15 protein-coding genes are annotated in these 12,007 nt (G+C 59.6%); 7 read left to right on the top strand and 8 right to left on the bottom strand.

Annotation, left to right across the window (positions count from 1 at the left end; genetic code table 11):
* The first annotated feature begins 35 nt into the window (after positions 1-35).
* The 3 genes from AC07T0_RS17150 (at position 36) to AC07T0_RS17140 (ending at position 1,904) form a co-directional block, all read left to right on the top strand.
* The gene (locus AC07T0_RS17150; RefSeq protein ID WP_495002322.1) at positions 36-596 is read left to right on the top strand and encodes a hypothetical protein; all 561 of its coding nucleotides are present in this window, start codon (positions 36-38) and stop codon (positions 594-596) included.
* Positions 597-661: 65 nt separating this feature from the next.
* A complete protein-coding gene (locus AC07T0_RS17145; protein ID WP_495002321.1) occupies positions 662-1,072 on the top strand; it encodes a hypothetical protein in 411 nt (136 codons plus the stop codon).
* 241 nt (positions 1,073-1,313) lie between these two features.
* Positions 1,314-1,904, top strand: coding sequence for a hypothetical protein (locus tag AC07T0_RS17140; protein ID WP_495002320.1), 591 nt, complete (start codon positions 1,314-1,316; stop codon positions 1,902-1,904).
* Here AC07T0_RS17140 and AC07T0_RS17135 read toward each other — a convergent pair.
* The 3 genes from AC07T0_RS17135 to AC07T0_RS17125 all read right to left on the bottom strand — a co-directional run bounded on the left by AC07T0_RS17135 (position 1,861) and on the right by AC07T0_RS17125 (position 3,934).
* Entirely contained in the window at positions 1,861-2,301 is a 441-nt protein-coding gene (locus AC07T0_RS17135; protein ID WP_495002319.1) for a DUF6124 family protein, read from the bottom strand. The genes AC07T0_RS17140 and AC07T0_RS17135 overlap by 44 nt on opposite strands.
* A gap of 384 nt (positions 2,302-2,685) precedes the next feature.
* Positions 2,686-3,375, bottom strand: a complete 690-nt coding sequence (locus AC07T0_RS17130; RefSeq protein ID WP_495002318.1) for a fumarylacetoacetate hydrolase family protein — start codon at positions 3,373-3,375, stop codon at positions 2,686-2,688.
* Positions 3,376-3,622: 247 nt separating this feature from the next.
* Entirely contained in the window at positions 3,623-3,934 is a 312-nt protein-coding gene (locus AC07T0_RS17125) for a hypothetical protein (protein WP_495002317.1), read from the bottom strand.
* A gap of 681 nt (positions 3,935-4,615) precedes the next feature.
* On the opposite strand from AC07T0_RS17125, the gene hemB reads away from it, so the two are divergent.
* Positions 4,616-5,590 carry a porphobilinogen synthase gene (gene hemB, locus AC07T0_RS17120; RefSeq protein WP_495002316.1) on the top strand — a complete coding sequence of 325 codons (975 nt, stop codon included), beginning with the start codon at positions 4,616-4,618 and terminating at the stop codon, positions 5,588-5,590.
* Positions 5,591-5,663: 73 nt separating this feature from the next.
* Here the strand turns inward: hemB and AC07T0_RS17115 are convergent, their stop codons facing one another.
* From AC07T0_RS17115 to AC07T0_RS17100, 4 genes are all read right to left on the bottom strand, one after another.
* Positions 5,664-6,200 (bottom strand): phage infection protein, encoded by a 537-nt coding sequence (locus AC07T0_RS17115; RefSeq protein WP_248747907.1) that lies wholly within the window; start codon positions 6,198-6,200, stop codon positions 5,664-5,666.
* A 314-nt stretch (positions 6,201-6,514) separates the two neighbouring features.
* Positions 6,515-7,030, bottom strand: coding sequence for an NUDIX hydrolase (locus AC07T0_RS17110; RefSeq protein ID WP_495002315.1), 516 nt, complete (start codon positions 7,028-7,030; stop codon positions 6,515-6,517).
* Positions 7,031-7,038: 8 nt separating this feature from the next.
* On the bottom strand, positions 7,039-7,755 hold the full coding sequence (locus tag AC07T0_RS17105; RefSeq protein ID WP_495002314.1) for an NUDIX hydrolase: 717 nt from the start codon (positions 7,753-7,755) through the stop codon (positions 7,039-7,041).
* A gap of 1 nt (position 7,756) precedes the next feature.
* Positions 7,757-8,302, bottom strand: a complete 546-nt coding sequence (locus tag AC07T0_RS17100) for an adenylyltransferase/cytidyltransferase family protein (protein WP_495002313.1) — start codon at positions 8,300-8,302, stop codon at positions 7,757-7,759.
* 167 nt (positions 8,303-8,469) lie between these two features.
* Here AC07T0_RS17100 and AC07T0_RS17095 point away from each other — a divergent pair, with 167 nt between their 5' ends.
* The 3 genes from AC07T0_RS17095 to nadE are packed head-to-tail and all read left to right on the top strand — an operon-like array spanning position 8,470 to position 11,185.
* Positions 8,470-9,123, top strand: a complete 654-nt coding sequence (locus AC07T0_RS17095) for an isochorismatase family protein (RefSeq protein ID WP_495002312.1) — start codon at positions 8,470-8,472, stop codon at positions 9,121-9,123.
* Between the two features lie 3 nt (positions 9,124-9,126).
* On the top strand, positions 9,127-10,356 hold the full coding sequence (gene pncB, locus AC07T0_RS17090; RefSeq protein WP_495002311.1) for a nicotinate phosphoribosyltransferase: 1,230 nt from the start codon (positions 9,127-9,129) through the stop codon (positions 10,354-10,356).
* Between the two features lies 1 nt (position 10,357).
* Positions 10,358-11,185, top strand: coding sequence for an NAD(+) synthase (nadE, locus tag AC07T0_RS17085; protein WP_495002310.1), 828 nt, complete (start codon positions 10,358-10,360; stop codon positions 11,183-11,185).
* A 7-nt stretch (positions 11,186-11,192) separates the two neighbouring features.
* Here nadE and AC07T0_RS17080 read toward each other — a convergent pair whose 3' ends face one another.
* Complete coding sequence (locus AC07T0_RS17080; protein WP_495002309.1) at positions 11,193-11,789, bottom strand: NUDIX domain-containing protein; 597 nt, start codon at positions 11,787-11,789, stop codon at positions 11,193-11,195.
* Positions 11,790-12,007 lie beyond the last annotated feature (218 nt).

Below are 12,007 nucleotides of genomic sequence, written 5' to 3'. Positions count from 1 at the left end.
GGCAAGTAATTTTTAATGATGTACATGGAGTGTTCATGAAAAAGACGTCACTGCTAATCTTGAGCCTAATTCTGATATTGCCTGGGTGTAAATCCAATGTCAGAGACTCTTCCCCCAGTTTGCTCAAGGACGGTATCCAACTGCGCCAGAACAAAGTGACTGTCGATGCGCAGCACGCAAAGGTCATCATGAAAGCGTCGGGAGCTACCTTCCCAGTAGAGTTTTCGATCAGGCGCGCGATGGACCCTGACCAGCGCATGGATGTGCAGGGAACGGTAGTGGATACCGGCCGGGGCAAGTTGTTCGGCTGGATTGCCACGCTTAATGAAGCGGCCAACAGCGCAACATTGAAGCACTTCCCGCAGTTGGAAGTACAGGCCGACGCCGATCAATCGTTCGAGGTTTCGGGTTACGCCAGTGGCGAGAGTATTGGGCGTGCCTATCGATGTGGCCCGCTCAGAAGCACGTTCACACCGGAGCGAAGCAAGGTCTATCTGGTGGAGTTTCAGTTTGTGGATGATCGCTGTGAACAGCATGTCTACGATGTCACCCAGTCGGAGGCGCGTATTCCCGTGGCCAACGTATCGGGCCTTTGAGGCCGATTTGAGTCACCGCTGAGCGTTCGCAACACACAGAATCCATTTGAAGAAGGAAGCACTACGTGAAACGGAATTTCTCCCTGGCCCTTATCGTCCTGGCTGCAACTCTAGGTGGCTGTGCCGCCAACAAGCCGGCCAACGATCCATCCTTGATGGGTTCATGGAAAGGCCTGCGGGCAGAAAACGGCAAATGCCAGTTCCTATCCTGGAAGAATGACTTCAAGCCCGACGGCAGCTTCACCATCACCTTTTTCCGGGATGCCCAGCAGACTCAGCCGATTCAAACCGAACATGGCAGCTGGTCTGCTGCCAATGGCAGGAATGAATTGAGAACCAATGGAGTGCGTTTGCCAGATGTCTACACCTACAAGTTGATTGATGCCGACACGGTGCATTACGTGAATGTGGCGTCAGACCCTTCCGGCGATTGCCAGGAAGATTATGAGTTCACTGAGCACCGCATTCGCGGTTAATCCAATCAGGTGTTTGGCCGCGCATTGTATGTGCTGAGCCAGCCTGTACGGGCGTAAAGAGGGGGATTTTTTTTCATATGCGGTTGACCAGCACAGCCTGCAAAAAATAAATTCATCCTCTTTTAGCCAAATAACAGTCTAAAAGGGAACGGATTTATTTTTTATGCGTGAGTAAGGTAGTAGTTCTATCGGCTGCATGTGAAAATAAATCCGGCTCCTTTTCACATGTCCAAGGGAAATCATGCAGAGATTTTTTACCTGGGTCATAAACTTCTTCTCCGGTATTCGTTCGCTTGTCCTCATCGTGTTCGGGATCGTCTTCCTCGTTTGTGCTGGCATGGGGCTTTACGATGCCGCCACGCTTTGGCAAGCGCGTGACTGGCCGTCGGTTGCGGCTCGCGTCGATCAATGCTCGATGAACATGCGCTACAGCAAACAGGACTCGTGGTGGGACGTCTCGGCTACGTTCAGCTACGGGGACGACTTCGCTCGTCACTATCAGGAAACCTGGACGCCGCCAGATACGCCGAGGTATAGCCGTCACCCCGATCCCGTTATCAGCCAGAGTGAGCAGAACGCGCTGACGAAACGATTCTGCGACAAGGCGGCAGCCGAGGGGCTGAGGGTGTCGCCAGACCATCCATGGATGGCTTGGAGAAGCGAAGCTGTCGCAACGGGAGAGTGGAAGGCGAATGTTGTGATGATCTCGGTGTGTGGCCTGGGTGCAGTGATTCTTATTGCCCTGGGCGTGTCGCTATGGCCGGGAAGGGAGGCTGCGGTGAAGCCGGCTACTCGGAAAAAACGGCCTCAGGCGGCGAGGAAGAAGGTGTAAAAGGGGGCGGAACGGGAAGTACGGCTTCCCGTTCAACTACCCAGTCCTGTCTGCCGCCGACGCTGATGCTCTGTCCATCAAGCACCGAGTCCATCTTCAACTGTGCCAGCTCAATCAGGTGCACCACACCCATCGCCACTTTGCGGTTCGAGCCGGTTTGGTTATCGGCGTGCTCATAGGCCGTGGCCGCAGCGGATTGCAGAATCGAATAGACGTTGACCAAGGCATCTTCCTGGTGTCTTGGGGCAGGTAGATGATCATACAGCGCAGCGTTTGGTGCGGGTTTCGAACCAGCGTCCGGCCCGAGGTTGTAGTGAGACAAAGCCCGGTCGGCGGCACGAGGGTCGATGGTTTCAACGTTGGGTGTTACAGGCCGATTGGGGGTGACCTTGAACATGGCAAAACTCCTTGGTAAGTGGAGTCTCCAGACATCGCTGCTAAACAATGGGTGGCGACTGTACGCGGGTTAGCAGACCGGTTACCAAGGGACCCGGCGCACTCGAAAGTGCCCCACGCACAGCCACCATAAAGAACAGCAGGCGCAAAAAAAACGCCGCTTGAACGGAAGGCGGCACTTGCGTGCCTCGGTAAAAACGAGCTGCTAAACCCGGCCACTGATTTGGCAGTGACGGAGTGAAGACTAGCCATGAGATCAGGCGCAAACAAGCGATCAGGATTTTCTAGGAAATTTCACTCAAGGGAAAGAGAGTTCTCTCGCTCGGCACAAAAGAGCCGGACAGTATCGCCACAAAGGTTAAGCCTGTCCGGCCACCGGTCAGCGTTAGCCAATCGTCAACTCGAACGTCGCAATCCCCTCGATCCCCGCGCTGACCCGATCACCCGCGACCAGGGCACCGACGCCTGCCGGTGTACCAGTGAAAATCAGGTCGCCGGCCTTGAGTTCGACCGAGCGCGACACATGACTGATCACATCCGGCACCGACCAGATCTGGTCCGCCAGATCGCCGCGCTGGCGTTCGACATCGTTGACCTTCAGCCAGATCGCCCCACTTTGCGGATGCCCCACCACGCTGGCCCGACGCAAGGCCGTGCAAGGCGCCGACTCGTCGAAACCCTTGGCCCAATCCCATGGGCGGCCGAGCTTCTTGGCCTGGGCCTGGATATCCCGGCGGGTCAGGTCGAGGCCGACACCGTAGCCCCAGACGTGGGCAAGGGCGTTGGCTGGGTCGATATCCGTACCGCCTTCACCAATGGCCACCACCAGTTCGATTTCGTGATGCAGGTCCTGGGTCAGTGGCGGGTAGGCGATCACACCGCTGGCTGGTACCACCGCATCGGCGGGTTTCATGAAAAAGAACGGTGGTTCACGGTCCGGGTCGTGGCCCATTTCCCGGGCATGTTCGGAGTAGTTGCGGCCGACGCAGAACACCCGGCGAATCGGAAAGCGTGCCGACTCGCCTTCAACGGCCAGGGATGGGGTGGCGTGGGGGGCGAACACATAGTCGCTCATGGTATTTCTCCTCGTTGGAATCGGGCCGTGGTCTGTGGCCATGGCTCAAGTGTGGAGGAGTGGAGCGGCGGGAAATTGGACAAATCCAGCAGGCTTCTGGATTTTGCACGGCAGTGACAGCCAAGCGCATACCCTAATGTGGGAGCGGTGCTTGCCCGCGAAGAAGGCGCTGCGGTTTTTCAGATAGACCGCATCATCGTTCTTCGCGGGCAAGCACCGCTCCCACGGACTTAGTTACAGCGAGTCGTTAAGCACTTTTCGGCAGGGCGTGGTGAGCGGCCCATTCCGACTTCAGGGTTTGCAGCACACGAGCCATGAAGTCTTTGTCGGCTGCGGCTTTTTTGCCGACATAGCCCTGGCCCCGGCGGTACATCTTGATGCAGGCGAACAGCGCGGGCTGGGCCTGGCTGAAGGCGCGCTCGTCGGCGTAAGGCGAGCGAGGGTCGAGTTTCACGTCTCCGGTCTGGCTGACCCAGAGAATATGGTCGTCAAGGCTGTCCTTGCGCGCTGCGAACAGGCCAGCCAGTTGATCGATAGTCGTTTGATTGTTCAGATTCATGTTAAAGCCCCTTTGACCACTCGTTAATCTGTCTGGTTTACGCGTGTATCGATGCCAAGACGGCGAATCGCTGTGGTGCCGCACGCGGACAATGGTGTCCGTCGAGTGTGGCGCCGGCCCTGGGCGTGATTCGTGTAGCGAGAGTGAAAGCCTGCTACACACAACGTTTCAACGAGAAGAAACAACAGCGCGATCCTTGAACGGCGCTGACGACAGTAACGAAGTCAGCCACAAGCATTTTGAGGACGTTAGGCCAGTGCTTCTCGCCCGTTGGGACGATCACGACAGGTCAGCTTCATCAATCTGCCTTGTGGGCAGTACAGATCCGGAACAGCTCGACGGCTTGTCGAGCCTGTTGTAACAACAGCTTTTGCGGCGCTCCCGATCGGGGAGGCAGGTCCATCATGCAAGCGTCGAAAGCAGGCGTCAACTATTTTGTAGTGAATATTTTTAAGCACTACATATTGCGTAATCGTGATTTCCTACAACATTGAAAAAAGGCTGGATGGCCGAAATGTGACCGATAAGTCCTGGTTTAAAGCGCTTGACGATCCTCGCCTCTGAATTCACGGGGCTTGCACTGTTGCAGTCCTCGCAACAGACCTTTCTGGATCTACCGGTGTAAAGCGGGGCAATACTGGCCTAAGCTCGGCAGCTTCTGAATCCGCCTCGGGAAACACGATGTCACAGATATTTCCGACGACGCGCCTGCGTCGCCTGCGCAGAAATGAAAGCCTGCGCGGCCTGTTCCAGGAAACCGAGTTCAGCCTCAACGACCTGGTGTTGCCGATCTTTGTCGAGGAAGGCATCGACGATTTCGTGCCCATCACCAGCATGCCCGGGGTGATGCGGATCCCGGAAAAGAAGCTGGCGAGCGAGATCGAGCGTTACGCCCGCGCCGGCATCAAGTCGGTGATGACCTTCGGTGTGTCCCATCACCTGGACGCGACGGGCAGCGACACCTGGAACGAGCAGGGCCTGGTCGCACGCATGGTGCGGATCTGCAAGGACACGGCGCCGGAAATGGTGGTGATGTCCGACACCTGTTTCTGCGAGTACACCTCCCATGGTCACTGCGGTGTGCTGCATGGCGACGCGGTCGACAATGATGCCACCCTGAAAAACCTCGGGCGCCAGGCCGTGGTGGCGGCACAGGCGGGGGCTGACTTTATCTCACCGTCCGCGGCCATGGACGGTCAGGTCCAGGCCATTCGCAGCGCCCTGGACACCGCCGGCTTTCTCGACACCTCGATCATGGCCTACTCGACCAAGTTTGCCTCGGCACTCTACGGCCCGTTCCGCGAGGCCGGCGGCACGGCGCTCAAGGGCGACCGCAAGGCTTACCAGATGAACCCGATGAACCGGCGCGAAGCGGTGCGTGAGTCGCTGCTGGACGAACAGGAAGGGGCTGATGCGCTGATGGTCAAGCCTGCCGGTGCCTATCTGGATATCATCCGCGATATCCGCGAAGCGTCGCGCCTGCCGCTGGCGGCGTATCAGGTCAGTGGCGAGTACGCGATGATCAAGTTCGGTGCCCAGGCCGGGGCCATCGACGAGCACCGCATCGTTCGCGAAAGCCTGGGGGCGATCAAGCGTGCCGGGGCGGATATCATCCTGAGTTACTTCGCGATGGACATTGCCCGCGACGGAGTCTGACGACCAACGATTCGGACAAAAAAAGCCCGGCTGATAAGGCCGGGCTCTTGGCTGGATGCTGCGGTAAAGCGACTCATGCACGATTCTGGATCAAGCGATCGGAACCACCTTCAGCTACGCGGCGATCGATCAGACGATCAGAGCCACCTTCAGCTACGCGGCGATCGATCAGACGATCGGAACCACCTTCGGCTACGCGGCGGTCGATCAGACGATCCGATCCACCTTCAGCTACGCGGCGATCGATCAGACGATCAGAGCCACCTTCGGCTACGCGGCGGTCGATCAGACGATCGGAACCACCTTCAGCAACGCGGCGGTCGATCAAACGATCAGAACCACCTTCAGCTACGCGGCGATCGATCAGACGATCAGAGCCACCTTCGGCTACGCGGCGGTCGATCAGACGATCCGATCCACCTTCAGCAACGCGGCGGTCGATCAAACGATCAGAACCACCTTCGGCAACGCGACGGTCGATCAGACGATCAGAGCCGCCTTCAGCCACTGCTTGTTGAGTGTGGGCGACCACGGGTTGAGCCGAGGAGGCGGCGAAAGCGTTGACTGCCAGTACCGAGAAAGCGAGGCCGAGAAAGAGTTGGCGTTTCATGGTGGTGTGCTCCGGGTGTTATGCGTTGGGTATGGAGCAAAGGTTACGCGCTTGGATTTTTAAGAGAACTTCATTGGGTCGATGGTGACCATCGACGGCAATGATGGAGTCCTGGCAGGGGAGGATGCCGCAATGCCTGTAGGAGCGAGCTTGCTCGCGATGGACTCAAGAGCACCGCGTTTACCTGCTAAACGCGTGTCATCGTTAACGACCATCGCGAGCAAGCTCGCTCCTACAGTGGCCAATGTTCGCTTTACTGAGCGGAATTGGACCATGCCGGGTGGATCGGGAGGTGGACGGCGAGGAGCATTGGCCTACAAGGCTGCAACTTCTGCATGGGCGATCAGCATCATCGCCGCCGACAAGGTATGCCCGTCGGTAATCTTGCCCGCGGCAATCATCGCCTTGAGCTGTGCCAGGCTGACGAACAGCACCTTGTCGACCTCGCCGTCGGTGCCTTCCACCGCTTCGCCGTCAATGTCCACCCGGCAGACAGCAACCGCGCTGGCGATCAGTGAGGTATTGCTGTGCAGCAGGCCCAGTTCCGTGATCTTCAGGGCCGGCCAGCCGGTCTCTTCCAGGAGCTCGCGAGCGGCGGCATCGCTGGCGGTCTCACCGCTGTCGATGGCACCACGGGGGAACTCGATCGATTGGGCACCGATGGCCCGGCGTTGCAGCACCGCCAGCATCAGGCGTCCATCCGGCAGGACGGGCACCGCGACCACGCCATTGATTACCTGGGCTTCCTTGATGATGAAATAACCCCGCTCCTTGACCACATCGAAGTAGGGCGTGTGCAGCAGGCATTGGGATTCAGTGTCGGGCTTCATGCGTGGCGTTACTCCAGAAAGCAGCGGTCGAACAGATAAAGTGCGTCAGGTTTGAGATTTTCCAGGGTGGCTTGCGGTCGGCCGCCGTCGCCTTGCTTCTTGCGCCCGGTTTCCCGCAGGTAGCCGGCTTCGGTCATCTTCATCAGGCGTTGCCGGGTGCTGGTCTTGAGCACCGGGCGCGCCAACACCCGGGAGAAGATCGCGGTGGCTTCCGGCGCACTGAACTCGGCGCCGAGAAACATCAGCGGCAGGCTGCTGTACAGCGATTTGGACAACAGTCGCTCCTGTGCCGCCGCCACCAGCGCGTTGTGATCGAAGGGCAGGCGCACCGAAGCGTCGGCGACGCTATCGAGGGCGAACCAGGCCTGTTGCTCATTCAGGGTTGGCTCTTCACTGACAATGGCCAGGTAGAAGGTCGAGGATGACCAGCAGCGTGGGTCGCGAAAGGCATCGCCCACGGTGCCCACCTGTTCGATCCAGGCCAGCGGCAGGTTGACCTTGTTGCTGGCACGCAGGCGTTCCACCGCGTCGTCCAGCGTCAGGTCGGCCACCGCGCCATTGACCACCACACCCGGCAAGGCCCAATGGCCCTGGAAGGGATCGGCTTCACGTTTGTGCAGCAGGATCTGCAGGGCCTGGCTGTCACGGCAGTAGAAAAGCACGCACAAGTCGACGGTGTGCAGGTAGTCGCTTTTCCTCGGCGCGCTGGGGGTACGGTCCGGCATATCAATTCCTGTGTGCGGCATAGACGCCGTAGTCTACCGGATCCATCCCGGGTGCCATCCAGTGGGCGGGCAATGTTTCGCCCTGCGCCAATCGCTCGCGCAGCAATGTACTGCGTACGCCGGCCTGTTCTTCCACGCAAAGTACCGAGAAACGCTCAAGCAATTGCGTGCCCAGATGAAAGTCCGGCAGCTGCGCGGCGACGTCATGCCCGACCACCAGGGCGATCTGCCGGGTGGGCAGACCAGTCATTTCGGCCAGGGCACAGAGCAGCTCATAACTGTAGACCGGGGTCTCGTTGTCCCGGGCCAGCTGCTGCTCGATCCGGCACACCGAAATCGTCGACGAGCAGGTCGGACGCACCTGTTCGACGATCGCTTGCAACCAGCCCAGGCGCTGTTCGTACTCGGCCATGCGCTTGCCATGGGGATGCCTGAAGGACGGCACCACCCACACCGAGCGTGCGTGACGGGACGCTTCGATCATCACCTGGGCATGACCGGCGTGAGGGGGATTGAAGGCGCCGCCGTAGATTGCGAGCTCGTACATGGATGGGTCTCCTTTGCTTTTAAAGTACGCGTCATGTACTTATGTATCAAGTGGCTTTCTCATGATGTGTCTATATTTTATTTGATTTGATTGCAGTGAATGAAATCATGCTTGCCTTGAAAGTACATGACATGTACCTTTGTTTCATCGCAAAGGGAGAACCCGCCATGAACGCTCAAATGATCAAGACCGCCGCTTTCGATGTCGACGCCCAGAAGGGCTTTACGCCACTCTGTCCGGATGAGCTGCCGGTGGTGGGCGGCCATCTGATCGGTGCCGAGCTGAACTTCATGGCTTCGCTGGCCGATATCCGCGTCGGCAGCAAGGATGCCCACAGCCCCCAGGCTCCCTGGGTGGTGGAATCCCACGAGCAGATGCTCAAGCCCACGGGTCTTGAGCACGCCGACCTGACCTGGGTCAGCCACTGCGTACCCGGCACCGAAGGTTTCACGCTGCTCGATGAGCTGCCGGCGCCCCAGGACTACGACTATTTCGTCTGGAAGGGCGTGGAGCCGGCACTGCACCCTTATGGCGCCTGCTTCCACGACCTCCAGCACAAACTCTCCACGGGGGTGATCGAGTACCTGAATGCCCAGCACGTCCGGCAGGTGATCGTCGGTGGCCTGGCCCTGGATTTCTGCGTCAAGACCACCGCGCTGCAACTGGCGGGGGCGGGGTTCAAGGTCATCGTCTACCTGCCGGCTTGCCGCACCATCAGCGCCGCCGGCGCGCAGCAGGCGGTCCACGACCTGCAACAGGCGCGTATCGAAGTCGTCAACAGTCGCGAACAGCTGGCCCGCGCGGCGAGCCACAAGGAGTAAGTCATGGAAAGTGCATTCAACCGCGAAGGCGGCATCATCCAGGGACTGCTGGATACCGACTACTACACCTTCACCATGATGCAGGCGGTGCTGCACCAGTACCCCAACGTTGAGGTGGAGTATCAGTTCATCGTGCGTTCCCGGGAAAAACTCACGCACCTGATCCCCGAACTGCGCCTCGAGCTGGAAAAACTCGCCGGCCTGCAAATGCGCGAAGGCGAGCTGCGCTTCTTGTTCAACCGGCGTTTTCGCGAATACCTGACAGCGGATTTCGAGCAGTTCCTCGGACTGTTCCGGTTCAACCTGCGCTACCTCCAGGTCGGTGAAATCGACGGCCAACTGAGCATCCGCGTTCGCGGGCCGATGTTGCACTGCATCATGTTCGAACAGCCGGTATTGGCCCTGGTCAGCGAGTTGCGCAACCGCGACAAATATCCCGACGTGGCGCTGGAAGACGTCAGCCGCAAGCTCTACCAGAAGTTCGAGTGGCTGGAGAAGCACCTCAGCCGCGACGAACTGGCCGACCTGCGGGTCTCGGACTTCTCAACCCGCCGGCGCCTGTCGTTCCGCGCCCAGCGTGAGGTGGTGGATATCATGCGGCGTGATTTTCCCGGGGTGTTCGTCGGCACCAGCAATGCGCACCTGGCCTACGAGTTCGATCTGCCGCTGATCGGCACCATGGCCCACCAATGGCTGATGGTCCACCAGCAACTCGGCCGCCTGCGCGAAAGCCAGAATGCGGCGCTGGAGAACTGGGTGCGCGAATACCGCGGGCGTCTCGGGATCGCCCTGACCGATTGCATCAGCACCGACTTTTTCCTCAAGGACTTCGACCTGTATTTCGCCAAGCTCTACGACGGCCTGCGCCAGGACTCGGGCGATCCGATTGTCTGGGCCGACAAGGTGCTGGCGCGTTATGCGCAGCTGGGAATCGATCCGATGACCAAGGACCTGATGTTTTCCGATGGCCTGAACTTCGAGACGTGCCTGCCGATCCTGCGGCATATCCGTGGCAAGGCGCGGTTCGGTTTCGGCATGGGCACCAGCCTGGCCTGCGATGTCGACGGGGTCGAACCGCTGAGTATCGTCATGAAGCTGGTGCGAGTCCATGGCGAACCGGTGGTGAAGTTTTCCGATGACCCGGTGAAGAACGTTTGTGAAGACCCGTCGTTCCTGCGCTATGCGGCGCAGGTGTTCAACGTGACTGAGTTCAACCAGAAGCTGGAGGTGTGAGATGGGAACCGAAAATCAGGATCGTATTGCCACAGCGCTTGGGGTGAACCGGCAACTGGCACCGGGCGATGAGACGGCGGAATTGGCTCGCCGCATCGATTTCATCAAGACGCTGTTGCAGCGCTCCGGTTGCCGGGCGTTGGTGCTCGGGATCAGCGGCGGCGTCGACTCATTGACGGCCGGTCGGTTGTGTCAGTTGGCGGTGCAGCAGTTGCGCGAGGAGGGGGGCACGGCGCGCTTTATCGCCATGCGCTTGCCGTACCGGACCCAGGCTGACGAAAGCGACGCTCAGGCGTCCCTGGCGTTTATCCGGCCGGACCAGATCAGCAGCGCGAATATCTCGGCTTGCGTGGACGGCTTGATGGGCAGCCTCGACGTCGAAGGTCTGGAGGCAACCCCGGCACAAGTGGATTTCGTCAAAGGCAATGTCAAGGCCCGGGCGCGGATGATGACCCAGTACGCGCTTGCCAACTTCGTCAACGGGCTGGTGGTCGGCACCGATCACGCGGCGGAGGCGCTGATGGGTTTTTTCACCAAGTTCGGCGACGGGGCCTGCGACCTGGCGCCCTTGTCCGGCTTGACCAAGGGCCAGGTACGGCGGCTGGCCTTGGCCCTGGGCGCGCCGGAGCCACTGGTGCACAAGGCGCCGACGGCGGATCTGGAAGAGCTGCTGCCGGGCAAGCCGGACGAGGTCGCCTATGGCTGCACCTATGCCGAGATCGACGCCTACCTGTTGGGGCAGCCGGTGTCGGCGCAGGTCAGCGCGATCGTCGAAGCCGCCTATGCCAGGACCGCGCACAAGCGGGCTTTGCCGTACTCGCCGGTGTGAAGCGGGATCAGCGCGGGGCGTCGAGGGTGTTGTTCAAGGCCACATACTGCAAGAGCATGATGGTCTTGGCATCGACGATTTCCCCGCGGCGGACGGCTTGCAGGGCATCGTCCAGGGACAGCTCCAGTACTTCCAGATCCTCGCCCTCGGCTTCCAGGCCGCCACCGTGGCCGACCTTGCTGTCGCCGTCGTATTCGCCGAGGAAGAAATGCAGTTTCTCGGTCACCGAGCCGGGGCTCATGAAGGCTTCGAAGATCTTTTGCACGTTCTGCACGCGGTAGCCGGTTTCCTCCTCGGCTTCGGCGCGGATGCGGTCCTCGGGCGAGGCGTTTTCCAGCAAGCCGGCGGCGGCTTCCACCAGCATGCCGTCGTGGCCGTTGATGAACACCGGAAAGCGGAATTGGCGGGTCAGCACCACGCTGCGTTTTTCCCGATTGAACAGCAGGATGGTCGCGCCATTGCCGCGGTCGTAGGTCTCGCGGCTTTGCCGTTGCCAGGTACCGTCGCTGCGCAGGAAGTCGAAGGTGGTTTTCTTCAGCAGGTACCAGTCGTCCGAGAGGACGGTGCTGTCGATGATGCGAACCCGGTCTTTCGTTGCGGTCATGATCCACGCCCTGTGGTGTGCAAAGCGCAGATCATACAAGGGCGAGTTGTCTTTGTCGGGATTCTGCGCTGCCTGTCAGGTCCTCTTCGCGGGCAAGCTCCGCTCCCACAGGTTTTGCAGTGCACACAGAACTTGTGGTTGCCGCGGATCTAATCACAGGTTTTGCAGCGCACACAGAACTTGTGGTTGCCGCGGATCTAATCACAGGGTTTGCAGTG

The organism is Pseudomonas sp. GW821-FHT04D07, assembly GCF_059420225.1.
Note: the sequence above shows the minus strand (reverse complement) of the source record. Positions and strands in the feature narration are given on the sequence as shown.

What these genes read in the sequence shown, in the direction of transcription:
- AC07T0_RS17150 (WP_495002322.1), top strand. Translation starts at nt 36, where the DNA reads ATGAAAAAGACGTCACTGCTAATCTTGAGCCTAATTCTGATATTGCCT.
- AC07T0_RS17140 (WP_495002320.1), top strand. Translation starts at nt 1,314, where the DNA reads ATGCAGAGATTTTTTACCTGGGTCATAAACTTCTTCTCCGGTATTCGT.
- AC07T0_RS17135 (WP_495002319.1), bottom strand. Translation starts at nt 2,301, where the DNA reads ATGTTCAAGGTCACCCCCAATCGGCCTGTAACACCCAACGTTGAAACC.
- AC07T0_RS17130 (WP_495002318.1), bottom strand. Translation starts at nt 3,375, where the DNA reads ATGAGCGACTATGTGTTCGCCCCCCACGCCACCCCATCCCTGGCCGTT.
- AC07T0_RS17125 (WP_495002317.1), bottom strand. Translation starts at nt 3,934, where the DNA reads ATGAATCTGAACAATCAAACGACTATCGATCAACTGGCTGGCCTGTTC.
- hemB (WP_495002316.1), top strand. Translation starts at nt 4,616, where the DNA reads ATGTCACAGATATTTCCGACGACGCGCCTGCGTCGCCTGCGCAGAAAT.
- AC07T0_RS17115 (WP_248747907.1), bottom strand. Translation starts at nt 6,200, where the DNA reads ATGAAACGCCAACTCTTTCTCGGCCTCGCTTTCTCGGTACTGGCAGTC.
- AC07T0_RS17110 (WP_495002315.1), bottom strand. Translation starts at nt 7,030, where the DNA reads ATGAAGCCCGACACTGAATCCCAATGCCTGCTGCACACGCCCTACTTC.
- AC07T0_RS17105 (WP_495002314.1), bottom strand. Translation starts at nt 7,755, where the DNA reads ATGCCGGACCGTACCCCCAGCGCGCCGAGGAAAAGCGACTACCTGCAC.
- AC07T0_RS17100 (WP_495002313.1), bottom strand. Translation starts at nt 8,302, where the DNA reads ATGTACGAGCTCGCAATCTACGGCGGCGCCTTCAATCCCCCTCACGCC.
- AC07T0_RS17095 (WP_495002312.1), top strand. Translation starts at nt 8,470, where the DNA reads ATGAACGCTCAAATGATCAAGACCGCCGCTTTCGATGTCGACGCCCAG.
- pncB (WP_495002311.1), top strand. Translation starts at nt 9,127, where the DNA reads ATGGAAAGTGCATTCAACCGCGAAGGCGGCATCATCCAGGGACTGCTG.
- nadE (WP_495002310.1), top strand. Translation starts at nt 10,358, where the DNA reads ATGGGAACCGAAAATCAGGATCGTATTGCCACAGCGCTTGGGGTGAAC.
- AC07T0_RS17080 (WP_495002309.1), bottom strand. Translation starts at nt 11,789, where the DNA reads ATGACCGCAACGAAAGACCGGGTTCGCATCATCGACAGCACCGTCCTC.